Annotated in this window: 25 protein-coding genes; 8 read left to right on the top strand and 17 right to left on the bottom strand. The window is 72.1% G+C overall.

Annotated elements, in window-relative coordinates:
• Nucleotides 1-47: 47 nt before the first annotated feature.
• The 7 genes from cbiE to CTZ28_RS06835 all read right to left on the bottom strand — a co-directional run bounded on the left by cbiE (nucleotide 48) and on the right by CTZ28_RS06835 (nucleotide 6,734).
• Complete coding sequence (gene cbiE / locus CTZ28_RS06865; RefSeq protein ID WP_121888330.1) at nucleotides 48-1,265, bottom strand: precorrin-6y C5,15-methyltransferase (decarboxylating) subunit CbiE; 1,218 nt, start codon at nucleotides 1,263-1,265, stop codon at nucleotides 48-50.
• A 123-nt stretch (nucleotides 1,266-1,388) separates the two neighbouring features.
• Nucleotides 1,389-2,027 carry a GNAT family N-acetyltransferase gene (locus CTZ28_RS06860; RefSeq protein WP_121888329.1) on the bottom strand — a complete coding sequence of 213 codons (639 nt, stop codon included), beginning with the start codon at nucleotides 2,025-2,027 and terminating at the stop codon, nucleotides 1,389-1,391.
• 144 nt (nucleotides 2,028-2,171) lie between these two features.
• Nucleotides 2,172-3,002: a MetQ/NlpA family ABC transporter substrate-binding protein gene (locus CTZ28_RS06855; protein WP_121888328.1), complete on the bottom strand. Its 831-nt coding sequence runs from the start codon at nucleotides 3,000-3,002 to the stop codon at nucleotides 2,172-2,174.
• Nucleotides 3,003-3,024: 22 nt separating this feature from the next.
• On the bottom strand, nucleotides 3,025-3,861 hold the full coding sequence (locus CTZ28_RS06850; protein ID WP_121888327.1) for a MetQ/NlpA family ABC transporter substrate-binding protein: 837 nt from the start codon (nucleotides 3,859-3,861) through the stop codon (nucleotides 3,025-3,027).
• A 72-nt stretch (nucleotides 3,862-3,933) separates the two neighbouring features.
• Nucleotides 3,934-4,644, bottom strand: coding sequence for a methionine ABC transporter permease (locus tag CTZ28_RS06845; protein WP_121888514.1), 711 nt, complete (start codon nucleotides 4,642-4,644; stop codon nucleotides 3,934-3,936).
• A gap of 20 nt (nucleotides 4,645-4,664) precedes the next feature.
• Nucleotides 4,665-5,717, bottom strand: coding sequence for a methionine ABC transporter ATP-binding protein (locus tag CTZ28_RS06840; RefSeq protein WP_121888326.1), 1,053 nt, complete (start codon nucleotides 5,715-5,717; stop codon nucleotides 4,665-4,667).
• Nucleotides 5,718-6,083: 366 nt separating this feature from the next.
• Nucleotides 6,084-6,734, bottom strand: a complete 651-nt coding sequence (locus tag CTZ28_RS06835; RefSeq protein WP_121888325.1) for an HAD family hydrolase — start codon at nucleotides 6,732-6,734, stop codon at nucleotides 6,084-6,086.
• 65 nt (nucleotides 6,735-6,799) lie between these two features.
• Between CTZ28_RS06835 and CTZ28_RS06830 the strand changes: the two genes are divergently transcribed.
• Nucleotides 6,800-7,159, top strand: coding sequence for a hypothetical protein (locus CTZ28_RS06830; RefSeq protein ID WP_121888324.1), 360 nt, complete (start codon nucleotides 6,800-6,802; stop codon nucleotides 7,157-7,159).
• A gap of 1 nt (nucleotide 7,160) precedes the next feature.
• Entirely contained in the window at nucleotides 7,161-7,586 is a 426-nt protein-coding gene (locus tag CTZ28_RS06825; protein ID WP_121888323.1) for a hypothetical protein, read from the top strand.
• Here CTZ28_RS06825 and CTZ28_RS06820 read toward each other — a convergent pair.
• The 3 genes from CTZ28_RS06820 to CTZ28_RS06810 form a co-directional block, all read right to left on the bottom strand.
• Nucleotides 7,576-8,073 carry a GNAT family N-acetyltransferase gene (locus CTZ28_RS06820; protein ID WP_121888322.1) on the bottom strand — a complete coding sequence of 166 codons (498 nt, stop codon included), beginning with the start codon at nucleotides 8,071-8,073 and terminating at the stop codon, nucleotides 7,576-7,578. The genes CTZ28_RS06825 and CTZ28_RS06820 overlap by 11 nt on opposite strands.
• 57 nt (nucleotides 8,074-8,130) lie before the next feature.
• The gene (locus CTZ28_RS06815; protein WP_121888321.1) at nucleotides 8,131-8,625 is read right to left on the bottom strand and encodes an RNA polymerase sigma factor; all 495 of its coding nucleotides are present in this window, start codon (nucleotides 8,623-8,625) and stop codon (nucleotides 8,131-8,133) included.
• A gap of 86 nt (nucleotides 8,626-8,711) precedes the next feature.
• On the bottom strand, nucleotides 8,712-9,884 hold the full coding sequence (locus CTZ28_RS06810; protein ID WP_121888320.1) for a glycerophosphodiester phosphodiesterase: 1,173 nt from the start codon (nucleotides 9,882-9,884) through the stop codon (nucleotides 8,712-8,714).
• Nucleotides 9,885-10,301: 417 nt separating this feature from the next.
• On the opposite strand from CTZ28_RS06810, the gene CTZ28_RS06805 reads away from it, so the two are divergent.
• Nucleotides 10,302-10,973, top strand: a complete 672-nt coding sequence (locus tag CTZ28_RS06805) for a lysophospholipid acyltransferase family protein (protein WP_121888319.1) — start codon at nucleotides 10,302-10,304, stop codon at nucleotides 10,971-10,973.
• 102 nt (nucleotides 10,974-11,075) lie between these two features.
• On the opposite strand, the gene CTZ28_RS06800 is transcribed toward CTZ28_RS06805, so the two are convergent.
• The 5 genes from CTZ28_RS06800 to CTZ28_RS06780 all read right to left on the bottom strand — a co-directional run bounded on the left by CTZ28_RS06800 (nucleotide 11,076) and on the right by CTZ28_RS06780 (nucleotide 17,113).
• Nucleotides 11,076-12,599, bottom strand: coding sequence for an MFS transporter (locus tag CTZ28_RS06800; protein WP_121888318.1), 1,524 nt, complete (start codon nucleotides 12,597-12,599; stop codon nucleotides 11,076-11,078).
• Entirely contained in the window at nucleotides 12,596-13,147 is a 552-nt protein-coding gene (locus CTZ28_RS06795) for a TetR/AcrR family transcriptional regulator (RefSeq protein WP_220795310.1), read from the bottom strand. Before CTZ28_RS06795 ends, CTZ28_RS06800 begins: the two co-directional genes overlap by 4 nt.
• A gap of 80 nt (nucleotides 13,148-13,227) precedes the next feature.
• Nucleotides 13,228-14,199, bottom strand: a complete 972-nt coding sequence (locus CTZ28_RS06790; protein WP_121888316.1) for an aldo/keto reductase — start codon at nucleotides 14,197-14,199, stop codon at nucleotides 13,228-13,230.
• A 183-nt stretch (nucleotides 14,200-14,382) separates the two neighbouring features.
• The gene (gene argH / locus CTZ28_RS06785; RefSeq protein WP_121888315.1) at nucleotides 14,383-15,816 is read right to left on the bottom strand and encodes an argininosuccinate lyase; all 1,434 of its coding nucleotides are present in this window, start codon (nucleotides 15,814-15,816) and stop codon (nucleotides 14,383-14,385) included.
• A 103-nt stretch (nucleotides 15,817-15,919) separates the two neighbouring features.
• Nucleotides 15,920-17,113: an argininosuccinate synthase gene (locus tag CTZ28_RS06780; RefSeq protein WP_121888314.1), complete on the bottom strand. Its 1,194-nt coding sequence runs from the start codon at nucleotides 17,111-17,113 to the stop codon at nucleotides 15,920-15,922.
• Nucleotides 17,114-17,289: 176 nt separating this feature from the next.
• Between CTZ28_RS06780 and CTZ28_RS06775 the strand changes: the two genes are divergently transcribed.
• The 3 genes from CTZ28_RS06775 (at nucleotide 17,290) to CTZ28_RS06765 (ending at nucleotide 19,647) form a co-directional block, all read left to right on the top strand.
• Nucleotides 17,290-18,177, top strand: a complete 888-nt coding sequence (locus CTZ28_RS06775) for a hypothetical protein (protein ID WP_121888313.1) — start codon at nucleotides 17,290-17,292, stop codon at nucleotides 18,175-18,177.
• A gap of 174 nt (nucleotides 18,178-18,351) precedes the next feature.
• Entirely contained in the window at nucleotides 18,352-18,939 is a 588-nt protein-coding gene (locus CTZ28_RS06770; RefSeq protein ID WP_121888312.1) for a pyridoxamine 5'-phosphate oxidase family protein, read from the top strand.
• 3 nt (nucleotides 18,940-18,942) lie between these two features.
• The gene (locus CTZ28_RS06765) at nucleotides 18,943-19,647 is read left to right on the top strand and encodes a L,D-transpeptidase family protein (protein WP_121888311.1); all 705 of its coding nucleotides are present in this window, start codon (nucleotides 18,943-18,945) and stop codon (nucleotides 19,645-19,647) included.
• 374 nt (nucleotides 19,648-20,021) lie between these two features.
• Here the strand turns inward: CTZ28_RS06765 and CTZ28_RS06760 are convergent, their stop codons facing one another.
• Together CTZ28_RS06760 and CTZ28_RS06755 are read right to left on the bottom strand one after the other, a co-directional pair.
• Nucleotides 20,022-21,530 (bottom strand): sensor histidine kinase, encoded by a 1,509-nt coding sequence (locus CTZ28_RS06760; protein WP_121888310.1) that lies wholly within the window; start codon nucleotides 21,528-21,530, stop codon nucleotides 20,022-20,024.
• Complete coding sequence (locus CTZ28_RS06755; protein WP_121888513.1) at nucleotides 21,527-22,267, bottom strand: response regulator transcription factor; 741 nt, start codon at nucleotides 22,265-22,267, stop codon at nucleotides 21,527-21,529. Before CTZ28_RS06755 ends, CTZ28_RS06760 begins: the two co-directional genes overlap by 4 nt.
• A gap of 174 nt (nucleotides 22,268-22,441) precedes the next feature.
• Here CTZ28_RS06755 and CTZ28_RS06750 point away from each other — a divergent pair, with 174 nt between their 5' ends.
• A complete protein-coding gene (locus CTZ28_RS06750; RefSeq protein WP_121888309.1) occupies nucleotides 22,442-23,794 on the top strand; it encodes a ferredoxin reductase family protein in 1,353 nt (450 codons plus the stop codon).
• A 7-nt stretch (nucleotides 23,795-23,801) separates the two neighbouring features.
• A complete protein-coding gene (locus tag CTZ28_RS06745) occupies nucleotides 23,802-24,260 on the top strand; it encodes an FMN-binding protein (protein WP_121888308.1) in 459 nt (152 codons plus the stop codon).

Below are 24,260 nucleotides of genomic sequence, written 5' to 3'. Positions count from 1 at the left end.
GACAACAGGATCACGGGGCGCGATCCGCCGGGGGCACACGCGGGCGCTCAGCGAGACGTTTCGCGCCCCTGTAGCTCCCCTGTAAGCAGGAACGCGACGCTCCGCTCCGTCTCCGTCCAGGCCCTGGTGTCGAGTTCGACGGACTGCATGAGGGCGCACTCGACCCGGTATCCGTGTTCGGTCAGGTCGCGGCCCACGAGTTCGGCGGTGTCCCGGGTCGCGGCGTGCGTGACGATGCGCTGCGGGCGGCGGTCGGCGACCGCCGAGACCACGGCCGCGCCACCGCCGCCGACGCGGACGACGTCCGGTTCGGGCAGATTCTCCAGGATGTACGGGGCGGTGCCGTGCACGATCTGGAGCTGGACCCCGAAGGCACGGGCGGCGTGCTCGGTGCGGGCGCACGCACCGGGGTCCTGGTCGACGGCGATGACGGCGGCGCCGGCGCGGGCGGCCTCGGTGGCGAACGCCCCGCTGCCGCAGCCGATGTCCCACACCAGGTCGCCGACGCGCGGTCCCAGCCGGGCCAGTTGGGCGGCCCGGAGCAGCTCCGTCTCGCCTTCGCCGAGTCCGCCGCCGTACGCCGCGCCCGGCTGGACCCAGCCGCGCGGGCCCTGGCCCGGGTCGCGGCCTGCGATCCAGCCGCCGCTCTCCGCCGCGCCGGCCGGGCCGCCGATGACGATCACGAGGTTGGGGTCGCGCCAGGCGTGGTCGGCGGCCTTGTCGGAGGTGACGACGGTGACCCGTTCGCGCTCGGTGCCCAGCTCCTCGCAGATGACGAAGGTGCGGTGCACTCCGTCCAGCAGCAGGCCGAGTTCGGCGGGACCGGCGCCGGGCGAGGTGAACACGGCGACCTTGGTGTGGGCGCGGCACACGTTCACCGCGCGTCGCAGGGTGCGCCGGTGTGCGACGACCACTTGGGCGTCGTCCCAGGGCATGCCGGCGCGGGCGAAGGCCGCGGCCACGGCGGAGACGGCGGGGACGACCTCGATCTCAAGGCCGAACTCCGGTGCGCGCAGGGTCCGTACGACGCCGAAGAAGCCGGGGTCACCGTCGGCGAGCACGACCGCGCTGCCGCGGTGGGCGGCGATGCGCCGGGCGGCCAGGGCGACGCTGCCGAGCCGGACGCGTTCGGCGGTGGGGGGCACCTCGGGCAGGGCCAGATGGTGGGGCGCGCCCGCGACGAGGGTGGCGGCGCCCAGCGCGGAGCGCGCCGCCGCGGTCAGCGGCGAACCGTCCCAGCCGATCACCGTGACCCGGTCGGCCATCGTCGTCAGTCTCCAGTGTTTTCGCAGGTCGTCAGGGAGCGGGCGCCCGCGCACGGGCTCCGTGAGAGTACCCGGTGGCGCCGTCGGGCGCGCGGCGGGGCGGGGTACGGGGTCCCGTGGGGGTCAGTTCCAGTCGGAGAACGAGGTGAAACCGCCGGTGTCGGCGAGCCGCTCGCCCGTGCCCTCCAGGTCCTCCGGGAGCAGGCTCCACACGATGAAGTCGGTGCGCAGGTCGGCCCAGGTGCCGTCCTCGGCGCGGACCCGGGCTATGCAGGCGTTGCGCAGCACGCCCTCGCTGATGCAGCCGATCTTCTGCGCCACCTGCTGGGAGGCGGTGTTGCCGGCTGCGGTGCGCAGTTCGATGCGCTCGAACTTCTGCTCGCGGAAGAGCCATTGGGCGGTGGCCAGCGCGGCCTCGGCGGCGTAGCCCTCGCCGCGGGCCCAGGGAGCGATGATGTAGGACAGTTCGGTGGCGCGGATGCGCCAGTTGGTCTTGGTCAGCTGGACGAGGCCGACCAGGCGCTGGGTGAGGAACTCGGTGACCGCGAGGCCGAGGCCGCGGCCGGCGGCACGCTCGGCCGGCGCGTACCCGGTGATCCAGGTGCGGGCGTCGTCCTCGGTGAACGGCTGCGGGACCAGGGTCCAGGCCGCCACCTGCTCGTCGTTCATCATCTCGGCAAGGGCGGGTACGTCGTCCTCGTCGAGGGCCCGCAGCACCAACCGCTCCGTGCTGATGGAGATGTTGGGGAAGGTGCTAGTCATGCGCCGCTCCGTAACCTTGGGACGAGCCCACTGGGCCTGCTGAACTGCCCAGCATGCAGCATGGGAGCGGCGAACCGCACCACGGGGTCCGCACCCGGTGCGGGGTGCGGACCCCGTGCGGGGCGATACGCCGTAAACGCACCCTCACCCGGAGCCGGCCGGCAGCACCGAGCCCTGGTACTTCTCCTCGATGAACTTCTTCACGTCGGCGGAGCCGAGGAGCTTCACGAGCTTGCGCACCCGGGGGTCGTCCTCGTTGCCGCGCTTGACGGCGAGGATGTTGGCGTAGGGGTTGTCCCGCGCCGACTCCAGGAGGATGGCGTCCCTGGTGGGGCTGAGGCCCGCGTCCTGGGCGTAGTTGTTGTTGATGACGGCCGCGGCCACGTCGTCGAGCGAGCGCGGCAGCTGGGCGGCCTCCAGTTCCTTGAACCGGAGGTGTTTCGGGTTGGCCGTGATGTCCCGCGGGGACGCGTCGGTGCCCGCGCCGTCCTTGAGCGTGATGACGCCCTTCGCGGCGAGGAGCTTGAGGGCGCGGCCCTCGTTGGTGGTGTCGTTGGGCACGGCGACGGTGGCTCCGTCGGCGAGCTTCGTGACGTCGTCGGTCTTCTTCGAGTAGACGCCCATGGGCGGCAGATAGGCCTGCACGACCGGGACCAGGTCGGTGCCCTTGGAGGCGTTGAAGTCGTCGAGGTAGGGCTGGTTCTGGTAGAGGTTCGCGTCGAGCGAGCCCTCCTGGAGCGCGGTGTTCGGCAGGACGTAGTCCGTGAACTCCCTGATCTCCAGCTTGAGGCCGGCGTCGGCGGCGAGGTGATCCTGGATGTAGGTGAGGACCTCGCCGGCCGGGACGGCGGTGGCGCCGACGACGAGGGTGTCGCCGTCGCCGCCCGCGGCGGAGCCGGAGCCCGAGCCGCAGGCGGTCAGGGCGAGGCCGAGGGCCGCGGCGGCGGCCGCCGCGGCGATGGTGGGGGTACGCATCGGTTCGCTGTCCCGTCCGGGCTCAGAAGGACGGGATGACGGAGCCCTGGTACTTGTCCTCGATGAACTTCTTGACCTCGGGCGAGGTGAGGAGCTTGGCGAGCTTCTCCACGCGCGGGTCCTTCTCGTTGCCCTCCTTGACGGCGAGGAAGTTGCCGTAGGGGCTGTTCGTCGCGGACTCCAGGACCAGGGCGTCCTGGGCGGGCTTGAGGCCGGCGGAGATGGCGTAGTTGCCGTTGACGACCGCGGCGTCCACGTCGTCCAGGGAGCGCGGGGTCTGGGCCGCCTCGACCTCCTTGAACTTGAGGTTCTTGGGGTTGTCGGCGATGTCCCGCGGGGTGGCCTCGCTGCCGGTGCCGTCCTTGAGGGTGATGAGCTTGTTGGCGGCGAGCAGCTTCAGGGCGCGGGCCTCGTTGACGGCGTCGTTCGGGACGGCGACGGTCGCACCGCTCTTCAGGGCGTCGGCGCTCTTCACCTTGTGGGAGTAGAGGCCGAGCGGTTCCAGGTGCACCGTGACGACGGGCACGATGTGGGTGCCGCGCTTCTTGTTGAAGTCGTCGAGGTAGGGCTGGTTCTGGAAGTAGTTGGCGTCCACCGAGCCGTCCTCGGTCGCGGTGTTCGGGACGATGTAGTCCTGGAACTCCTTGACCTCCAGGTCGAGTCCGGCCTTCTTCGCCAGGTTGTCCTTGACGTAGTTGAGGATCTCGGCGTGCGGGGTCGGGCTCGCGGCGACGATCAGCGGTTTGCCGGTGTCGGCGGCGGACGTGGAGTTGTCCTTGTCGGAGCCGCAGGCGGTGAGCCCGAGGGTGAGGGCTCCGGCGGCGAGGACGGCGGCGGTGATCTTGGCGGTGTTACGCACGAAAAGTGCCTTTCCTTCGGGGTGGAGCGGTCCCGCGGTCGGTGGTGCGGGAGTTCGGGGGGTGCTGTGCGGTCAGCCGGCCTTGCCGGTGGGCGTGGACGTCTTGAGCAGCCGCAGCCGGGGCGCGGGCCCGGACCGGCCGCCGCGGCGGTGCAGGGCGCGGGCCGCGTAGTCGCCGGCGAACTGGATGACCGAGATGACGACGGCGAGGACGCCGACGGTGATCCACATCAGCTGGGTCTCGAAGCGCTGGTAGCCGTAGCGGATGGCGATGTCGCCGAGGCCGCCGGCGCCGACCGTGCCGGCCATCGCGGAATAGCCGATGAGGGCGACGATCGTGGTGGTGGTGCTGGAGATCAGCGAGGGCAGGGACTCGGGCACGAGGACCTTGCGCACGATGGTCCAGGTGTTGCCGCCCATCGACTGCACGGCCTCGACCAGTCCGTCGTCCACTTCCCGGACGGCCGTCTCGACGAGCCGGGCGAAGAAGGGGATCGCGCCGATGGCGAGCGGCACGATGGCCGCCTCGCGGCCGATGGTGGTACCGGTGATCCAGCGGGTGAAGCCCATCAGCGCGACCATCAGGATGATGAACGGCATCGAGCGTGCGATGTTGACGATCTGCCCGATCACCCTGTTGGCGATGACGTTCTGGAGCAGTCCGCCGCGGTCGGTGAGGACGAGCAGGACGCCGAGCGGGAGCCCGCCGACGACGGCGATGAGCGTGGACCAGCCGACCATGTAGAGCGTGTCCCAACACGCCTGGGACAGCAGGGGCTGCATCTCGGACCAATCGGACCAGGTCACTTGGCACCATCCTTCACCAGCGCGGACTCCTCGGCGGGACCGGCGGGCCGGCCGACGACGTCGATCTGCAGGCCCTGTTCGCGCAGGAAGCCGATCGGCACGACGTTGTCCTCGTAGCGGCCGGGCAGTTCGATGCGCATGCGGCCGATCTGGAGGCCGCCGACGGTGTCGATGGCGGCGCCGAGGATGGATATGTCGATGTTGTAGGTGCGTGACAGCTGGGAGACGACCGGCTGGGTGGCGGCCTCACCGTGGAAGGTGACGTCGAGCACGGTGCGGTCGCTGCCGGATGCCTCGCCGCCCACGGGGAAGAGCGCGGCGGCCAGTTCGGAGCCCGGGGTCGCGAGGATCTCGCTGACCGTGCCGGACTCGACGATGCGGCCCCGGTCCATGAGGGCGGCCGAGTCGCAGATCGACTTGACGACGTCCATCTCATGGGTGATGAGCAGCACCGTGAGGCCGAGCTGCCGGTTCAGGTCGCGCAGCAGGTGCAGGATCGAGCGCGTGGTCTCCGGGTCGAGGGCGCTGGTGGCCTCGTCGGAGAGCAGCACCTTGGGGTCGCCGGCCAGCGCGCGGGCGATGCCGACGCGCTGCTTCTGGCCGCCGGAGAGCTGGGCGGGGTAGGCCCCGGCCTTCTCCGCGAGGCCGACCAGGTCGAGGAGTTCGAGCGCCTTGCGGGAACGTTCTTTCCCCGATGTGCCGAGGATCTCCAGCGGCAGCTCGACATTGTCCTTGACCGTCCGTGAGGACAGCAGGTTGAAGTGCTGGAAGACCATGCCGATCCGGCTGCGTGCCCGGCGCAGTTCCTTGCCGGCGCGGGGGCCGCGCCCGGCCAGGGCGGTGAGGTCCTGGCCGGCGACGGTGACCGTCCCGGCGGTCGGACGCTCCAGCAGGTTGACGCAGCGGATGAGCGAGGACTTGCCGGCGCCGGACTGGCCGATGACGCCGTACACCTCGCCCTCGCGGACGTGGAGATCGACGCCGTCGAGGGCGGTGACCTCGCGGCCTCGGGTGCGGTAGACCTTGGTCAGGCCCGTTGTGGTGATCACGTGGGTTTCCGTCACTGTCGGGGGCGGGCGTGGGTGTGCCCGGAGGGTGCGTTTCTGCGGGGACGCGGCACGGTTCTCGCGGTGGCGTGGTGAACCGGGAGGAACGGGGCGCGGGGCCGGCGTCGGTCGCGCGCATCGCGCGGCGGCGCACGGACATGCCGCGGCGTCTCGCTTCGGGGCGCGGGACTCAGGCGGTGCGGGGGCCCTCTAGCAGGCGCACATTCGACACATACAACGAGCACCGGGCGTCAGGGTCGCCTCGGTCGCAAGGGCGCGGCTGCTCGTCGTGGTCATGCGATCAGTAAACCAGACGTACGGTGCTGACAGTCCGCCACCGTCCGCATGCTGGACAGTGGCGGACAGGGTTCAGCGGTGGACGGAGATCTCCACTCCCCCGTCGGTGACCAGCGCGGACAGGGCCGAGAGGTCCTGCACCACCAGATCGGCGACCAGCTCGTGCGCGGGGTGGGTTGTGGCCAACGCCACGGTGGCCATGCCGGCGGCACGGCCCGCCCGCAGCCCCGCCGGGGCGTCCTCGAAGACGACGCACCGGGCCGGGTCGACGCCCAGCTGCCGGGCGGCGAGCAGATAGGGCTCCGGGTCGGGCTTGCCGCGCGTGACGTCGTCGGCGGCTATGAGCGTCTTGGGCCGGATGCCGACGGCGCCGAGCCGGGCCTCGGCGAGCCGCCGGGTGGCGGAGGTCACCACGGCCCACCGGTCCGCAGGCACCGAGTCGAGGAAGTCGCGGGTCCCGGGCAGCAGTCGCACGCCTCCCTCGGCCACGTCCGCCACCTCCAGCTGCTCGACCCGGGCGACGGCCCCGGGCACCGCGTCGGCGGGCAGCAGATCGGCGACGATCTCCGCGGCGGTCCGCCCATGCAGCTCCACCCGCCCGAACTCCGCCGCCGTCAGCCCGTACTCCCCCGCCCACCGCGTCCAGCAGCGCTGGACGGAGTCGAGCGAGGAGACAAGGGTGCCGTCGTTGTCGAACAGGAGGGCCTGCGCAGAGAGGGTCATGGCCCCGACCCTACGGCGCCGGGCCCGGGCGCAGCCGGGTGCCGGGAGCGTAATAGGGTCGCCGCATGCTCAATCCCCTGATGCTGGTGACCGGGGTCGCCGCGCTGTTCCTCGCCGCCTGGTGCGGGTGGGCGGCCCGGCGTGATCAGCCCACCAAGGACTGGCACTTCATCGGGATGGCCGTGGTGTCGCTGCTGGCCGTCGTGCAGTTGGCGGTCGGGATCGTGCAGCTGGCCCGGGGCGAGGACCCGGAACAGGGGAAGACGATCTTCGTGGCCTATCTGCTGGGCGCGTTCGCGTGCATCCCGGCGGCGGGCTTCATGTCGCTGGCCGAGCGCACCCGGTGGGGCTCGGTGACGGTCGCCGCGGGCGGCGTCGTCCTCGCCGTCCTGGAGGTGCGGCTCTATGACATCTGGGGAAGGTGAGATGACCACCACGGAGGGCAAGCCGGCGCGGGAACGGCTGATCGGCGGGCCCGGGATGCTGCTCGTCTGGTTCTACGGCGTGATGGTCGTCGGGGCCGTCTCGCGGTCCGTCTACCAGATCGCGACCGAGTTCGACCGGGCGCCGCTCGCCTACTCGTTGTCGGCGGTGGCGGGCGTCGTCTACGGGTTCATCACGTACTCGCTGGTACGCGGCGGCGAGAGGGCCCGCAGGGCGGCGCTGGTGTGCTGCGCCGCCGAACTCGCGGGTGTTCTGGTCGTCGGGACCTGGACGCTGATCGAACCGTCGGCCTTCCCGGACGCGACGGTCTGGTCCGACTACGGCATGGGGTACGTCTTCATCCCGGTGCTGCTGCCCCTGACGGCGCTGTACTGGCTGCGCCGCGCCCGGGCCGGCGTCACGCCGTAGCCGCGTACGCCCCGGCCGGCTTCTCCAGGACGATCATCGGGACGCCGTCCTCGCCCTCGGAGGTGCCCACCGTCTGGTAGCCGACCCGCCGGTACAGCCGCAGGTTGCCCTCGCTGCGGTGGCCGGCGCACAGCCGGAACGTGGTGGCGCCGCGCTCCTCGGCGAGCGCGGCCTCGGCAGCGCGCAGCAGCCGGGCGCCGATGCCGTGTCCCTGCAGCCGCGGGTGGACGCAGAGTTTGCCGATGGAGGCCGCGCCGTCCCCGGTGACCGTGCCGCGGACCGAGCCGATCACCTCGTCGCCGAGCCGGGCGACGAAGACGCAGTCGGCCGCGACCTCCTGACGGACCGATTCGAGGCTCTGGACGAGCGGGTCGATGCGGTAGTTGCCGTAGAGCGCCGCCTCGCTCTGGAAGCACAGGTACTGCAGCCTGAAGATCTGCTCCGTATCCCGCTCGGTCGCCGCCGAGATGGTCACGCTCATGCCCATGTGCGCATGCCTCCCGCTCACCTGATCGCCTGTGGTATCTCACTCCTATCCCCGCGCTCAGCGGGCCGCAACCTCCGCCGTCAGCAATCGACGCAGACATCCCAGACATCTGGAACGTTCCGGCCCGAGACTGCCCTGTGAGATACCCAACTCCCGCGCGATCTCCCGATAGGTGAGGTCCTTCGGGGACAGCAGCGCCTCCAGCAGCCGCGGGCAGCGGCCGGGCAGTCTGCTCACCGCGTCACGCAGCGCCCGGTGCCGCGCCGCGGTGAGCACGGCCTGTTCGGGTCCGCGGCCCCCGTCGTCGGCGGGCTCGGTCTCGTACGGCAGCTCGGCGCGGGCCCGGCGTCGGCTGCGCCGGGCCTCGGCGCGGACCGCCCGGCGCAGCCAGCCCTGCGGGTCGGCCGGCGGTCCTGCGGTGGCCAGGTGTTCCAGGAGGCGCAGCCAGACCTCCTGCTCCAGATCGGCGGGTTCGGCTCCCGCGGCATGCGCCTCGGCGCCCGCCTCCGCGGTGAGCAGCGGGCGCAGAGCGGCAACTAGGTCGTGCGTCATATGCGCAACGACGTGGCCGCCCCGGCGCGGGTTGCCGGGGCGGCCGGGGAAGTACCCGAACGGACGCCGGGTGCTCAGCCGTTGACTCAGCCGTTGACGAAGTCCTCGCGGGCGAGCAGACCGGTGTCCGCGTTGTCCGTGAACACGCCGTCGATGCCGGTCGCGAAGTACGCCTTGAACGCGCCGAAGGCGTCTCCGTAGGCGTCCGCGTCGGTGCCCTTGCGGAACTCCGCCGGCAGGAAGGGGTTCTCGTTGCGCATCGTGTAGGGGTGCAGGATCAGCCCCACCTTGTGCGCGTCCGCGACGAGGGTGGTCGGCGCGCCCAGGCTGCCGTCGGCCTTCTTCGCGATGACCAGGTCGAGGGTCGGGCCGATGCCCTGCGCGTAACCGGCGAGCTCCCGCAGGCCCTTGGGCGTGACGAGGTCGGCGACGGTGCGCGGGTCGCCCGCCTCGACGAAGTCCCAGGGGCGGCTGCCGGCCGAGGAGAGCAGGACGACCAGCGGGTTGTCCACCAGCTTGTTCAGCCGCTGGATGCTGCCCGGCTCGAAGGACTGCAGGATGACCGGCGAGTTCCGCTTGTCCTTGCCGTACTTGCGCAGCAGCTTGGCGACCCGCTCCTCCAGACCCAGGCCGAGCTTGCGGAAGTACGTGGGGTGCTTGGTCTCCGGGTAGATCCAGACCTGCTTGCCGCGCCTGCGGGTCTGCTCGTCCTGCCACTTCAGGACCTCTTCGAGCGTGGGGATCTCCCAGCGCCCGTTGTAGAGGTTGTTGTGCGGGCGGTTGGCCGGGATGCGCTCGATGGCGCGCAGGGTCTTCAGCTCGGCGAGCGTGAAGTCCTCGGTGAACCAGCCGGTGACGGAAACGCCGTCGAGGACCTTGGTGGTCCTGCGGGACGCGAACTCGGGGTGGTCCGCGACATCGGTGGTGCCGCCGATCTCCGGCTCGTGCCGGCACACCAGGTGACCGTCCTTGGTCGGCACCAGGTCACCGGCCTCGACGATGTCGGCGCCCATGTCGAGAGCCAGCTGGTAGGAGCCGAAGGTGTGCTCGGGGCGGTAGCCGCTGGCACCCCGGTGGCCGATGATCGTCGGCACGGGCAGGCTCTTCAGGCCGCCGCGCTGTCCGGTCGGCCGGGACTCCGTGGCCCGCGCGGCGCCGGGCAGTCCGAGGACCGCTCCGCCGGCGCCCAGCACCGCGGCGCCGAGGAGCGCCCGCCGTCCGGTTCCCTGCTGCTGCTCGTTCGACTCGTGCCTGTCCATGAAGGCCTTCCTGCCGTCCGGCCGCCGTTTCCGACGCCCCCACCGGGCGCCCCGGCCGGTGTCTTCGTCTGTCTTCGTCGATGCGGGCCGATCGTAGGGTCGTGGACATGACGGACGGGAGACTCCGTTCCCAACAAGCGGGTGCTGTCAGATGTCGCACGCGAAGCACGGGGTGACGGCGGGTCCGGGGCGGCGCGCGCGGGACGGGCGGGCGTCGGGCGGGTGACCGGGCGATGTCCGTCACACCGTGGCGTCCGTGTGACGCGGCGGCCCCGGTACGCCTGCGCAGGTAAACCTGCGTCAATAGTGAGTAAGACATCGGTGAACCGGACGCGCTCGATGTGCGCTTCCCCCCGGGCCGCGAGTATCGTCCTCACCTGCACAGACTCATACCGCCCCTCGACATCGGAGGACCCGTTGTCCCGCTTCGCGCTCATCAAGGCAGTGCTCGGACCGATCATGCGCCTGATGTTCCGCCCCCAGGTGGAGGGCGCGGAGCACATCCCGGCGGACGGTCCGGTCATCTTGGCGGGCAACCACCTCACGTTCATCGACTCGATCGTGCTGCCGCTGGTGTCCAAGCGGCAGGTGTTCTTCATCGGCAAGGACGAGTACGTCACCGGCAAGGGGTTCAAGGGCCGCCTGATGGCCTGGTTCTTCACCGGCGTCGGCATGATCCCGGTGGACCGGGACGGGGCGAGCGGGGGCGTGGCCGCGCTGATGACCGGGCGGCGGATCCTGGAGGAGGGGAAGATCTTCGGCATCTACCCCGAAGGCACGCGGTCGCCCGACGGGCGGCTCTACCGCGGCCGTACCGGCATCGCCCGCCTCACGCTGATGACGGGCGCGCCGGTGGTGCCGTTCGCGATGATCGGCACGGACAAGTTGCAGCCGGGTGGGCGGGGGTTTCCGCGGCCGGGCCGGGTGACCGTGCGCTTCGGTGAGGCGATGGAGTTCTCCCGGTACGAGGGGATGGACCGGGATCGGTATGTGCTGCGGGCCGTGACGGATTCCGTGATGACGGAGGTCATGCGGTTGTCCGGGCAGGAGTATGTGGACATGTACGCCACTAAGGCGAAGGTCGCCTGACACCTCCGGCGGTTTGGCGGTTGTTCGGGTGCGGGTGCGTTGTGGCTTGGCGCGCAGTTCCCCGCGCCCCTGGGTGTGTTGCCCTGCCGGCACCTCCAGGTTCTACGGGGTGTCTTGCAGGGATTGGTTTTTGAGTAGGAACCATGATGCTGCTGCTGCGGTCAGGAGGACTGCTGCTCCTGCGCCGGATGCCAGGTGGAGGCCGTGGACGAAGGAGTCGCGGGCCGCGTTCAGCAGGGCTTCCGCGGTGGGGGCCGGCAGGGCCGACGCCGACTCCACCGCGCCGCCCAGTGACTCATGGGCCGCGGCCGGTGTGCCCGCCGGGCCCGTGAAGTCCCGGTAGACGCCCGTCACGATCGAGCCCAGCAGGGCGATGCCCAGGGCGGCGCCGAGTTCGTACGCCGTCTCGGAGACCGCGGAGGCGGAGCCCGCCTGGTCCTTGGGCACACTGGAGAGGATCACGTCGGCGGTCACGGTGAAGGAGAAGCCCGCACCCACGCCGACCACCAGCAGCGCCGCGCCGAGCAGCGGATACCCCGTCGTCCGGCTCAGCATCGTCAGCGCGGCGAGCGCCAGGCCCACCGCGGCGAGGCCGCCGGAGACCACGGCCCGCACCGAGAAGCGGCGCGCCGCGCGGCCCGCGACCAGACCGGCCGCCACCGCGCCGATCGCGGCGGGCAGTTCGGCCAGCCCCGCCTCGAAGGGGCGCATGCCCTGGACGAGTTGCAGATACTGGGAGAGGAAGAAGACCAGCCCGGACATGCCCAGCACGGTGAGCAGGTCGGCGAGGACCGCGCCGCTGAACCCGCCCCGCCGGAACAGCCGCATGTCCAGCAGCGGGACGGGCAGCGTGAACTGGCGGCGCACGAAGCCGTACAGCGCCGCCGCGCCCAGCAGGCCGACGCCGAGGGTGGCCGGGGCGAAGCCGTGCGAGGCGGTCTCCTTGATCGCGTAGACGACACCGATCATGCCGACCAGCGACAGGGCGACGCTGACCAGGTCCCACGGGCCGGGGTGCGGATTGCGGGACTCGGGCAGGGTCCGGGCGCCGACGAGGACGAGCACCGCCATCACCGGCAGGTTGATGAGGAAGACCGAACCCCACCAGAAGTGCTCCAGCAGGAAACCGCCCACGATCGGACCGACGGCCGTACCGGCGGAGGCCGTCGCGCCCCAGATGCCGACGGCGAGGCTGCGCTCGCGCGGGTCGTTGAAGAGGTTGCGGATCAGGGCGAGCGTGGCGGGCATCAGGGTCGCGCCCGCGACTCCGAGCAGCGCCCGCGCCAGGATCATCAGCTCGGGGGTGGTGGCGTAGGCGTTGAGCACGGAGACCGCGCCGAACGCCGTGGCGCCGACGAGCAGGATCCGCTTGCGGCCGATGCGGTCGCCGAGGCTGCCCATGGAGACCAGCAGACCGGCGATGACGAACGAGTACACGTCGCCGATCCACAGCAGCTGGTTGCCTGAGGGCCTGAGATCCTCGCTGATGAAGGGGGTCGCGAGGCCGAGGACGGTCGCGTCGACGGCCACCAGCAGCACGGCCAGCACGAGGACGGCGAGCGCGACCCAGCGGCCCGGACCCTTCTCCGTCTCCGTCACCGGGGCCGACCGCAGGGTGCTGCTCATGATTCCGCTCTCCGTACTGCGCCGCCGAGCAGCAGCTCGACGATCATGTGGGTGAAGTCCTTGGGGGCGACGCGGCCTTCGGTGACCGCCCAGGCGGCGGAGGCCAGCAGGCCGTACAGCGCCTCGGTGAGCCAGGCGGGGGTCAGATCGATGCGGAACTCGCCCGCCTCCTGGCCTCTGCGGAACAGGGCCGCGATGCGTTCGTCGATCCGGGTCCAGCCCGCGTTCTGTTCCTCGCCCTCGAACAGCTGGTTCTCGGTGTAGAGGAAGGCCAGCAGGCCGGCGACGGGTTCGAACTCGCGCACCAGCCGCCGTACCGCCTCGCCCGCCGGGCCCTCGTCCGGACGGGCGGCGTCCAGCGCGGCCACGCACTCCTCGATGCCGAGCGACTCCAGCGCCCGTACGAGCGCGTCGCGCCCGGCGAAGTGGCGGTGCAGGGTGGCCCTGCTGATCCCGGCGGCCTTGGCGACCTCGTCCATGGTCGCGGTGGATTTACGGGTCAGCAGGGCGGCTGCGCTGCGCAGCACATGGTCACGATCCAGAGCCATGAGACAACGATAGACCATGTGAGACATTTTTGTCTCACGGTAGGCATGGGGGTATCAGTGGCCGTCGATCGGCGGGTGGCTCAGTGCCAGGGCAGCTGCCCGCGCCGCTCCCAGTACGCGGCCGGCTCCTCGGCGAGCGGCGCGAGCCGGGCCAGCTGCTCCTCGTCCAGGTCCACGGCGGCGGCGTGCAGATTGGAGGCGAGCTGGCCGGTGGTCGCGGCGCCGGACAGGACGACGCCCGCCCACGGCCGGTGCAGGATCACCGCGAGGGCGACCGCGTCGCACCCCAGGGACGTCTCCTCGGCCACCGCCCGCAGCGCGTCCGGCGCCTGCGGGGCGGACAGCCGCCCGTTGGCCATGCCCTCCTTCACGATCACCGTGAGCCCGGCGTCGTGCGCCTCGGCGAGCGCCGGCCCGGCGGAGGTCTCCAGGACGTTGTACGTCGACTGGACGGTACGGAAGAGGGGCGCGCCGTCGACGGTGACGGCGAGGGCGGCGCGGACCGTGTCGGCCTGGGCCGGGCCGCTGGTGGAGAAGCCGATGGTCAGGCCCCCGGCGGCGGCCTCGGCGAGTTTCGCGTGCAGCTCCTTGTCGGTGAGGGCCGGGCTGTCCGGGGTCACCGAGTGGATCTGGTAGAGGTCGAGCCGGTCGCCGAGCAGCTCGTCCGTCTCGGCGCGCTGACGCTCGTAGGTCCGCAGGCTGTGGTCCTTGACCTCGTGCTGCTCCGCGTCGGTGGACCAGCCCGCGGTGTAGGTGTAGCCCCACTTGCTGCCGACGACCACGTCGGCGGCGTCCGGGCGGGCGCGCAGCCAGTCGGCGAGGAACTCCTCGGAACGGCCGTAGGAGCGGGCCACGTCGACATAGCGCACGCCCTGGGCGTAGGCGGCGTCGAGGAGTTCGTGGGTGCGGGTGCGCAGCGTCTCGACACTGCGGTCCTCGCCCAGGTCGTGCTCCCGGCCCAGGTTGATGTAGCCGGGGCGGCCGACGGCCGCCAGGCCCAGGCCGATGTGGCAGGTCGGGGTCGTTGCTGTCGCCAGTCGGGCGAAGGGCATCGCGGGCTCCGTTCGGTCGGCTCCGGTACGGCCTTGCGACCAACGTAACCCTTGATGACCTTCGCCTCGGAGCACGGTTCGTGCGGTGCGTTGGCGTGTGCGGCGACGTCGTGGCTTGTCGCGCAGTTCCCCGCGCCCCCAGGTCCTGTCGTCAGAGTCCGTCGTCCGCCCGGAGGGCGGGCCCTAGCGGGGCGTTTTGGCGCCTGCCCATGCGTGCTGCGCCGCCACGTTCGTCTTGACCTCCGTCAGCTGGACCGCGACCGCGCTCGGGGCCGTGCCGCCGCGGCCGTTGCGGGAGGCGAGGGCGCCGGGGACATTGAGGACGGAGCGCACCTCGGGGCCGAGATGGGCGGAGATCTTCGCGAACTGCTCGTCCGTCAGCTCGTCCAGCTCCTTGCCCTCGGCCTCGGCGGCCTTCACGCACTCGCCGGCCACCTCGTGCGCGACCCGGAAGGGCACGCCCTGCTTCACCAGCCACTCGGCGATGTCCGTGGCGAGCGAGAAACCGGCCGGGGCCAGTTCTTCCATGCGCTCGCGGTGGACCGTGAGGGTGGCCATCATGCCAGTGAAGGCGGGCAGGAGGACTTCGAGCTGGTCGCAGGAGTCGAAGACCGGCTCCTTGTCCTCCTGGAGGTCACGGTTGTACGCCAGCGGGAGCGCCTTGAGGGTGGCCAGGAGCCCGGTCAGGTTGCCGATCAGCCGGCCGGACTTGCCGCGGGCCAGCTCGGCGATGTCCGGGTTCTTCTTCTGCGGCATGATCGACGAGCCCGTGGAGAACGCGTCGTGCAGCGTCACGAAGGAGAACTCCTTCGTGTTCCAGATGATGACCTCCTCCGCGATCCGGGAGAGGTCGATCCCGATCATCGCGGTGATGAACGCGAACTCGGCCACGAAGTCACGGGAGGCCGTGCCGTCGATGGAGTTGCCGACGCTGCCGTGCTCGAAGCCCAGGTCCTTCGCCACCGCCTCCGGGTCCAGGCCGAGCGACGAGCCCGCCAGGGCCCCCGAGCCGTACGGCGACACGGCCGTCCGCTCGTCCCACTGGCGCAGCCGCTCGGCGTCCCGGGACAGCGACTGGACGTGTGCGAGGACGTGGTGGGCGAAGAGCACCGGCTGGGCGTGCTGGAGGTGGGTGCGGCCGGGCATCGCCACGTCCGGGTGGGCCTCGGCGAGGCCGATCAGCGCGTCCTGCAGATCGGCGATCAGGCCGCCGATGGTCCGGGCGTGGTCGCGCAGGTACATCCGGAAGAGCGTGGCGACCTGGTCGTTGCGCGAGCGGCCCGCGCGGAGCTTGCCGCCGAGGTCCGGGCCGAGCCGCTCCAGCAGGCCGCGCTCCAGGGCGGTGTGGACGTCCTCGTCGGCGACGGTGCCGACGAAGGAGCCGTCCGCCACGTCCGCCTCCAGCCGGTCGAGGCCGGCGATCATCCGGGTCAGTTCGTCGTCGGTGAGAAGCCCCGCCTTGTGCAGCACGCGCGCGTGGGCCCGCGAACCGGCGATGTCGTAGGGGGCGAGCCGCCAGTCGAAGTGGACGGACGCGGACAGCTTCGCCAGGGCCTCGGCGGGACCGTCCGCGAACCGGCCGCCCCAGAGCCGTACGTCACCGCTGTTGCTGCTCACTTGCGTTGCTCCTAGGAAAGATACGGAGGTGCCGCCGCCTCCCCGCTCGGACGTGAACGGGGAGGCGGTTGTCAGGCCGGTGCGGGTGACCGCCGCAGGGCGGTCACGCCAGGTCGCGCTTGGCGGCGATCTTCGCCGACAGGCTGTAGATGTCGATGAAGCCCTTGGCCGCGGACTGGTCGAACGTGTCGCCCGTGTCGTAGGTGGCGAGGTTGAAGTCGTACAGCGACTGGTCGGAGCGCCGGCCGTTGACCACCGCGCGGCCGCCGTGCAGGGTCATCCGGATGTCGCCGGAGACGCTCTGGTTGGCCTCGTTGACGAAGCCGTCCAGGGCGCGCTTGAGCGGGGAGAACCACTGGCCGTCGTAGACCAGTTCGCCCCAGCGCTGCTCGACCTGCCGCTTGTAGCGGGCCAGTTCGCGCTCGACGGTGACGTTCTCCAGCTCCTGGTGGGCGGTGATCAGGGCGAGCGCGCCCGGAGCCTCGTACACCTCGCGGGACTTGATGCCCACGAGCCGGTCCTCGACCATGTCGATCCGGCCGATGCCCTGGGCGCCGGCGCGCTCGTTGAGCTGCTGGATGGCCTGAAGGACGGTGACGGGCTTGCCGTCGATGGCGACCGGGACACCCTCCTTGAAGGTGATGACCACCTCGTCGGCCTCGCGGGGCTCGGCCGGGTTGGAGGTGTACTCGTAGATGTCCTCGATCGGGGCGTTCCAGATGTCCTCCAGGAAGCCCGTCTCGACGGCACGCCCGAAGACGTTCTGGTCGATGGAGTACGGGGACTTCTTGGTGGTGGCGATCGGGAGCTGCTTCTGCTCGCAGAAGGCGATCGCCTTGTCGCGGGTCATCGCGTAGTCACGGACCGGGGCGATGCACTTGAGGTCGGGGGCGAGGGCGACGATGCCGGCCTCGAAGCGGACCTGGTCGTTGCCCTTGCCGGTGCAGCCGTGGGCGACGGTGGTGGCGCCGTGCTTCTTGGCGGCGGCGACCAGGTGCTTGACGATGGTCGGGCGGGAGAGCGCGGAGACCAGCGGGTAGCGGTCCATGTACAGGGCGTTGGCCTTGATCGCCGGGAGGCAGTACTCCTCGGCGAACTCGTCCTTGGCGTCCGCGACCTCGGCCTCGACGGCGCCGCACGCGAGGGCGCGCTTGCGGATGACGTCCAGGTCCTCGCCGCCCTGGCCGACGTCGACCGCAACGGCGATGACCTCGGCGCCCGTCTCCTCGGCGATCCAGCCGATGGCGACAGAGGTGTCCAGACCGCCTGAGTAGGCGAGTACGACGCGCTCGGTCACGGGTTTCTCCTCACAGTGCACTGGCTGATATGCATGAGTATGCAGCACTCTGCATGATTCGTCAATCTGCAAGGGAATCGGCGGTGCGTTGAACGCTCGAAATCGCTTACCCGTACTCCTCAGCGACGTAGGCGCCGCGTCCGTGAACCCACCTCTGACCCAAGTGAGGCATCCCCATGTCCAGGGCTCTTCCGAAGTACAACAGGCGCCGCGTGGCCGTGATCGGCGGCGCCGCCGCCGTGGTGCTGTCCGGCGCGGTGATCGCCGGCTCCGCGCTCGCCGGGGAGACCTCCCAGGGCGGCACCGACGCTCGTACCCTCGCGGCACCGGGAACGATCAGCTGCCCCGACGTCGCCTCGCAGCTGCCCGCGGTCCCCGCCTCCGCCCAGGCCGAGGTCGAGCGCAACCTCACCCTCCTCCAGACCCAGATCCAGGAAGCGAACAAGCGCCTCACCGACACCGTCGGCCAAGGCGGACCCAACTTCGTCGACAACGCCATCCTCGGCCCCCTCGAGGACAAGCGGGTGGCGACCGTCAACCGCATCGCGACGGCGATCGGCCGTACGGCGGAGAGGCCGACCGGGCTCGAAGCGCTCGCACCGTGCTCGCTCGACGCGGGCGGCGCCGACACGGGTGCCGGGGGCACGGGAGAGGCCGGGGCGGGCGACGCCGGAGCAGGAGACGCCGGGGCGGGTGACACCGGGGCGGGTGACACCGGTGCGGAAGGTGCCGGGGGCACGCAGCAGCCGGCCGACGGCACCGGGGCCACCGCGGGCGCGATCAGCTGCCCCGACGTCGCCTCGCAACTCCCCGCGGTCCCCGCCTCCGCCCAGGCCGAGGTCGAACGCAACCTCACCCTCCTCCAGACCCAGATCCAGGAAGCCAACAAGCGCCTCACCGACACCGTCGGCCAAGGCGGACCCAACTTCGTCGACAACGCCATCCTCGGCCCCCTCAAGGACAAACGGACCTCGACCATCGACCGCATCGCCATCTCCATCGGGCGCACGGCGGAGAAGCCGGCCGGTCTCGACTCCCTGGCCGCCTGCACACTCACTCCGTGAGGTGACAGGCAGCCGTGACCGCCCCGTGTCAGCGCCGGCCGGGGCGGCCACGGCGGACGGCGGAGGCCGGATCCGCCCCCACCGGATCCGGCTTCCGCCGATGACGGGCGGCTTCTGTCCGGCGGCCGAATTCCTCTTCGACGGCGGAGGGGATTGCGGCGATACTCGGCGGACATGGGAAAGACCTATGAGCGCATCGACGGCAGGCTCCGCACGTTCATCGAGGAACAGCCCCTCTTCTTCACCGCCACCGCCCCCCTCTCCGGCGACGGCACCGTCAACCTCTCCCCCAAGGGGCTCAAGGGCTCCTTCGCGGTGCTCGACGAACACACCGTCGCCTATCTCGACTTCGCCGGCTCCAATGCCGAGACGATCGCCCACCTGCGGGAGAACGGCCGCATCACGCTGATGTGGTGCGCCTTCCAGGGCCCGCCGAACATCGTCCGGGTGCACGGTCGGGGCGAGCCGGTCTTCCGCGACGACCCGCGCTTCGGCGACCTCCTCACCCACTTCCCCGGCATCGACCCGGGCCCGCACGGGCTGCGCGCGATCATCGTCGTCCGCGCCGAACTCGTCCGGGACACCTGCGGATACGCGGTTCCCTTCATGGCGTACGAGGCGGACCGGGACCTGCACGAGCGGCGCTTCGCGCGCGAGGACGACGCCTCGCTGAACGACTACTTCACCAAGAAGGAGCATGTCGCGACGAGCCTGGACGGCCTGCCGGGACTGCCGTTGCCGCTGCCGCCGTCTACCGTCTGAGCCATGCGCCCCGGTGTCGTCGTCGCCCTCGTGTCCGCGTCCGTCCTCATGCTCGGTACGGCACCCGCCACCGCCGCCCCGCCCCCGTTGCCGGCCCGGCTGGCCGACACCGGGGGCGGCCGCCAGCTGATCACCGCCGAGGCGCCGCGGGCCGGCGCGACGTCGGGCACCGTCATCTGGTGGGACCGGCGGGGCGGGCGGTGGGTGCGGGCCGGTTCGGCACCGGCCCGGTTCGGTGCGAAGGGACTCGTCGAGGGCACCGCGCGCAAGCAGGGCACGAACACGACCCCGGCCGGGCTGTACGACCTGCCGTTCGCCTTCGGTGTGCGGCCGGCACCGCGGGGCACGGCGGTCCGCTACCGGCCGGTGCACCGGGACTCCTGGTGGTGCCAGGACACCGCGTCCCGGTCCTACAACCGCTGGACCGAGCCCCGGGCGGCCGACTGCCGCGCCGCCGAGTCGGAGCGCCTGATCGGGTACCGCACCCAGTACGCGCACGCGCTTGTCATCGGCTTCAACTACCACCGCCCGGTGCGGGGCCGCGGTGCCGGGATCTTCCTGCATGTCAACGGGTCCGGCGCGACGGCGGGTTGCGTGTCGGTACCGGCCGACGCGATGCGCCGGATCCTGCGCTGGGCAAACCCAACGGCACGACCACACATCGCGATCGGCACGAAGGGTGGTCCCACGGCGATCACCCACTACTGACACCGCACACGGCCCACCCAGGACTGGACTCCGACCGCCCCGGAACGGACTCAGGCCGTGCACAGGGGCGAACTCCGGCCGCGGAGGGGCAAGCTCCGGCCGGGGAGGGACGGGCCCGGGCCGCACACGGCAGGACTCCGGCCGCACGGGGATGGACTCGGGTCGCACAGGGACGGGCTCGGGTCGCAGACAGGTGGAACCCGGGCACGCAGGGCCAGGCTCCGCCCGCGCAGACACGGGTTCCGGACGCGCACGGGGGTCCGGCTGCACAGGGCCAGGCTCCAGCCGCGGACAGGCGAGTTCCGGACGCACAGGCACGGGCTCAGATCGCGCACGGGGCCCCGGCCGCACAAAGCCAGGCTCTGGCCGTGTGCTCAGCGTGGGGTGGGGGGCGTGGGGAGGCGCACTGTGAATGTTGTGGTGCCCGGGTGGCTCTTCAGGCTCACCTCTCCCCCGTGTGCCTCCGTCACCGCCGCCACGATCGAGAGCCCCAGTCCGGCCCCGCCGCCCGCGGCCTCCGTGCGGCGGCGGTGCTCGGCGCGGGTGAAGCGTTCGAAGACGCCGGGCCGGATCTCCTCGGGGACGCCCGGCCCGGTGTCGTGGACGTCCAGCCGGACGGTGTCGCCGTCGGTCTCCAGGGACACCGTCACCTTCGTGCCTGCGGGCGTGTGCGACCGCGCGTTGGCCAGCAGGTTGGCCAGCACCTGTTGCAGGCGGTGGGCGTCGCCGGTCACCGTCACCGGCTCCTCGGGCAGCTCCAGCGCCCAGCCGTGGCCGGGGCCCGCCGCCCGGGCGTCCGTGACGGCGTCCAGGACGAGCCGGGTGAGGTCGACGGAGCGGCGCTCCAGCGGGCGTCCGGCATCCAGCCGGGCGAGCAGCAGCATCTCGTCGACCATCTCGCCCATGCGGGCGGACTCGGCGGCGATCCGCTCCAGGGCCCGCGTCACCTGCAAAGGCACCGGTCCGGGATGCAGCAGGGCGAGTTCGGCGTGGCCGCGCACCGAGGCGACCGGGGTGCGCAGCTCGTGGCTGGCGTCGGCGGCGAAGCCGCGCAGCCGTTCCTCGCTCGCCTGCCGCTTGGTCAGCGCGTTCTCGACGTGCCCGAGCATCCGGTTGAACGCGGCGGCCACCTGCCCCACCTCGCCACGCGGGTCGGCCGCCGGGGCCCGCGCCGGCAGGACGACGTCCCCGCTGGCCAGCGGCAGCTCGCTGACCCGGGTGGCGGTCGCGGCGACCCGGTTCAGCGGGCGCAGCGACCAGCGCACCCAGAGCGCGCCGGCCACACCGGCGATCACCAGGGCGACGCCGAAGACGATCCCGGCGACCAGTTCGAGCCGGCGCACCGCGGCCTCCACCGGCTCCAGCGGCAGCCCGGTGATCAGCACATCGCCGTCCTTGCCCCGGTAGGCGGCGGCCCGGTAGGAGGCGTGCAGCGACTCCAGGGCCACGGTGCGGGCCCGGCCGTCGGCCGGCAGGGCGGCGAGCCGCGCCCCGTCCGCGGCGGACAGGGTGACGTCGCGCAGATTGGCGGCGGCGCTGCCGGACGGCACGACGGCCGCGTCGGTGACCCGGACGCCGACCAGCCGGGCGCCGAACGTGCCGGTCACCTGGCGCCGGGTGTCGCCGTGCTCGTCGCCGTCGTGGTCGCTCGGCTTCGGCACCTGGTGCTCCAGGCTGGCCGGGAGCCGGCTCCCGACGTCGGCCAGCTGCTGGTCGAGCCGGCGGGTGAGAAAGCCGTCGAGCTCGACGACGGCGGCCACCCCCACGGCGGCGCAGCTGACGGCGAGCAGCACGACCAGTCCGGCGCTGAGCCGGGCCCGCAGCGTACGCGGCCACGGCAGCCGCCGCAGCCCCCGCGCCGCACGCCGCAGCACCGGCTTCATACGAGCACCGGCTTGAGCAGATAGCCGGCCCCGCGCACGGTGTGGATCATCGGCGCGCGGCCCGCGTCGAGCTTCTTGCGCAGATACGAGATGTACAGCTCGACCACGTGGGCCTGGCCGCCGAAGTCGTAGGACCACACCCGGTCGAGGATCTGCGCCTTGCTGAGCACCCGGCGCGGATTGCGCATCAGGAAGCGCAACAGCTCGAACTCGGTGGGGGACAGCTCGATCAGCTCGCCGGCCCGGGTCACCTCACGGGCCTCCTCGTCCATGACCAGGTCGCCCACGACCAGCCGCGGGCCCTCCTCCAGCTGCCGGGCCATGCCCGCGCGCCGCAGCAGTCCGCGCAGCCGGGCGACGACCTCCTCCAGACTGAACGGCTTGGTGACGTAGTCGTCGCCGCCCGCGGTGATCCCCGCGATGCGGTCCTCCACGGCGTCCCGCGCGGTGAGGAACAGCACACAGACGTCGGGCTTCACCTCGTGCAGCCGGCGCAGCACGGCGAAGCCGTCGGTGTCCGGCAGCAGGACGTCGAGGACGACCGCGTCGGGCAGCAGCTCGCGGGCCGCCGCGAGCGCCGAGGCGCCGTCGCCGGCCGCGCGGACCTCCCAGCCCTCGTAGCGCAGGGCGCCGGTGAGCACCTCGGCGAGGTCGGGGTCGTCGTCGACGACGAGGACGCGCAGGGGTGTCCCGTCGGGGCGGGTCAGCGCGGGGCGGCCGGAGCGGGTGGTCGTCATCTCGCCCTCCAGCATCACCCATCCCGGGCGGCGGCGGGGAGCGGGAACGCTCTGAGCTTCCTCTGAGTCCGCCGGGCGCGGCTGCGCTCAGAGGCGGTTCAGAGGTTCCGGCGGCACAGTGGCGGCTCCGGCGGGGGTGCGCGGTGCGGGCCCGCCGGGAGAGAGGACGTGATCATGGCCGCGGTGCATGAGCGGCGGACGGCTCGGGCCGCTCCGCCCGCCTCCCGGCGCTCCCCGGCGCTCCCGCTGCTGGCGCTGCTGTGGGCCGGCGCGGCGGCCGTGATCGCCCTGTGGTGGACGGACACGGGCTCGGTCATCGGCGCGGCGGGCTGGCTGACCGGGGCCGGGCGGATCGCCGGTCTGCTGTGCGGGTACGCCTGCGCGGTGCTGGTGGGACTGATGGCGCGGGTGCCGGTGCTGGAGGTGCGGATCGGCTCGGACCGGGTGGCGCGCTGGCATGCGATGGCGGGCCGGTACACGGTCTGTCTGCTGGTCGCGCACGTGGTGCTGATCCTGGCCGGGTACGCCGCGCAGGACCACGCCTCCCTCGTCCGCGAGACGGTCACCGTCGTCCTCGACTACCCGGAGATGCTGAAGGCGACCGCCGGTGGCGCGCTGCTGTGCGCGGTGGGTGTCGCCTCCGCGCGCGCCGTGCGCCGCCGTACCAGTTACGAGTTCTGGTACTACCTCCATCTGCTGACCTACGCCGCCGTCTTCCTCGCCTTCTTCCACCAGCTGGCGCTGGGCGATGACTTCGCCGGCAAGCCCGCGGCCACCGCCGCCTGGTACGCGCTCTACCTGGGCGTCGCGGCCCTGGTGGGCTGGTACCGGATCCTCGCGCCGGTGCGGCTGAACCTGCGCCACCGGCTGCGCGTGGAGTCGGTGCACCGGGAGGCGCCGGGCGTGTACTCCGTCGTCGTGCGCGGCCGGCGGCTGGACGAACTGGGCGTGCGGCCCGGGCAGTTCTTCCGCTGGCGGTTCCTCGGGGCGGGCCTGGGCCGGACGTCGACGCCGTACTCCCTGTCGGCGCCGCCGCACGGGGACCTGCTGCGGATCACGGTCAAGGCGCTCGGCGGGCACAGCGCGGCCGTGCCGCTGCTGCGGCCGGGCACCCGGGTGTGGGCGGAGGGTCCGTACGGCTCCCTGACCGCGGACCGGCGCACCGCGCACAGGTCGCTGCTGATCGCGGGCGGCGTCGGCATCACCCCGCTGCGGGCGCTCTTCGAGACGCTGCCCGGCGACGTGACGCTGCTCTACCGGGCGCGGACGGCCGAGGACCTCGCCCTGGGCGGCGAGTTGGAGGCCATCGCGCGCCGGCGCGGGGCGGCGGTGCGCTACGCCCTCAACGGGGCCGACGGCGCACGCCCGGCGCTGACCGCCGGGGCGCTGCGCGCCGCCTTCCCGGGGCTCGCCGGGCACGACATATACCTGTGCGGTCCGCAGGGCTTCGCCGAGGACGTGTACGCGCAGCTGCGGGCCGCGGGTGTGCCGGACCGCCGTATCCACCACGAGTCGTTCGAGCTGTGAGGCCGTCGTGCACGCGTTGAGGAAGACCCGTCCGCTGCGCCGCGTCGTACTGGCGAGCGCCGCGACCGTCTGCGGGACGGTCCTGCTGCTGGCCCTGAAGCCGCACGCGAACCCGCCGGTGGCGGCCGGTGCGCCGGTGCCCGCGCCGTCCGGTGCCGCGAGCGCGTCGGCCACGGCTCCGGCCGCCGGCGACAGGACCGTCACGGGTGACTCGGTGCAGACCCGCTGGGGCCCGGTCCAGGTGCGGGTCACCGTGCGGGGCGGCCGGCTCACCGACGTCACGGCCGTCGTGTACCCGCAGGACAATCCGCGCGACCAGCAGATCAGTGGCTACGCCCTGCCCCAGCTGCGGCAGGAGGCGCTGGCCGCGCAGAGCGCGCAGATCGACACCGTGTCGGGCGCCACCTACACCAGCGACGGTTACCGGCAGTCGCTCCAGTCCGCGCTGGACTCCGCGGGGCTGTGA

The sequence above is a fragment of the Streptomyces shenzhenensis genome (genome assembly GCF_003688995.1).
GTDB lineage: Bacteria > Actinomycetota > Actinomycetes > Streptomycetales > Streptomycetaceae > Streptomyces > Streptomyces shenzhenensis_A.
Note: the sequence above shows the minus strand (reverse complement) of the source record. Positions and strands in the feature narration are given on the sequence as shown.

Excerpts from the sequence above, each read along its gene's own strand:
- CTZ28_RS06825 (WP_121888323.1), top strand. The coding sequence starts at position 7,161 with ATGACCACCACGGAGGGCAAGCCGGCGCGGGAACGGCTGATCGGCGGG.
- CTZ28_RS06770 (WP_121888312.1), top strand. The coding sequence starts at position 18,352 with ATGGGAAAGACCTATGAGCGCATCGACGGCAGGCTCCGCACGTTCATC.
- CTZ28_RS06820 (WP_121888322.1), bottom strand. The coding sequence starts at position 8,073 with ATGGGCATGAGCGTGACCATCTCGGCGGCGACCGAGCGGGATACGGAG.
- CTZ28_RS06760 (WP_121888310.1), bottom strand. The coding sequence starts at position 21,530 with ATGAAGCCGGTGCTGCGGCGTGCGGCGCGGGGGCTGCGGCGGCTGCCG.
- CTZ28_RS06830 (WP_121888324.1), top strand. The coding sequence starts at position 6,800 with ATGCTCAATCCCCTGATGCTGGTGACCGGGGTCGCCGCGCTGTTCCTC.
- CTZ28_RS06860 (WP_121888329.1), bottom strand. The coding sequence starts at position 2,027 with ATGACTAGCACCTTCCCCAACATCTCCATCAGCACGGAGCGGTTGGTG.
- CTZ28_RS06810 (WP_121888320.1), bottom strand. The coding sequence starts at position 9,884 with ATGGACAGGCACGAGTCGAACGAGCAGCAGCAGGGAACCGGACGGCGG.
- CTZ28_RS06800 (WP_121888318.1), bottom strand. The coding sequence starts at position 12,599 with ATGAGCAGCACCCTGCGGTCGGCCCCGGTGACGGAGACGGAGAAGGGT.
- CTZ28_RS06775 (WP_121888313.1), top strand. The coding sequence starts at position 17,290 with ATGTCCAGGGCTCTTCCGAAGTACAACAGGCGCCGCGTGGCCGTGATC.
- CTZ28_RS06750 (WP_121888309.1), top strand. The coding sequence starts at position 22,442 with ATGGCCGCGGTGCATGAGCGGCGGACGGCTCGGGCCGCTCCGCCCGCC.
- CTZ28_RS06815 (WP_121888321.1), bottom strand. The coding sequence starts at position 8,625 with ATGACGCACGACCTAGTTGCCGCTCTGCGCCCGCTGCTCACCGCGGAG.
- CTZ28_RS06790 (WP_121888316.1), bottom strand. The coding sequence starts at position 14,199 with ATGCCCTTCGCCCGACTGGCGACAGCAACGACCCCGACCTGCCACATC.
- CTZ28_RS06855 (WP_121888328.1), bottom strand. The coding sequence starts at position 3,002 with ATGCGTACCCCCACCATCGCCGCGGCGGCCGCCGCCGCGGCCCTCGGC.
- CTZ28_RS06765 (WP_121888311.1), top strand. The coding sequence starts at position 18,943 with ATGCGCCCCGGTGTCGTCGTCGCCCTCGTGTCCGCGTCCGTCCTCATG.
- CTZ28_RS06845 (WP_121888514.1), bottom strand. The coding sequence starts at position 4,644 with ATGCAGCCCCTGCTGTCCCAGGCGTGTTGGGACACGCTCTACATGGTC.
- CTZ28_RS06795 (WP_220795310.1), bottom strand. The coding sequence starts at position 13,147 with ATGGCTCTGGATCGTGACCATGTGCTGCGCAGCGCAGCCGCCCTGCTG.
- cbiE (WP_121888330.1), bottom strand. The coding sequence starts at position 1,265 with ATGGCCGACCGGGTCACGGTGATCGGCTGGGACGGTTCGCCGCTGACC.
- CTZ28_RS06835 (WP_121888325.1), bottom strand. The coding sequence starts at position 6,734 with ATGACCCTCTCTGCGCAGGCCCTCCTGTTCGACAACGACGGCACCCTT.
- CTZ28_RS06755 (WP_121888513.1), bottom strand. The coding sequence starts at position 22,267 with ATGACGACCACCCGCTCCGGCCGCCCCGCGCTGACCCGCCCCGACGGG.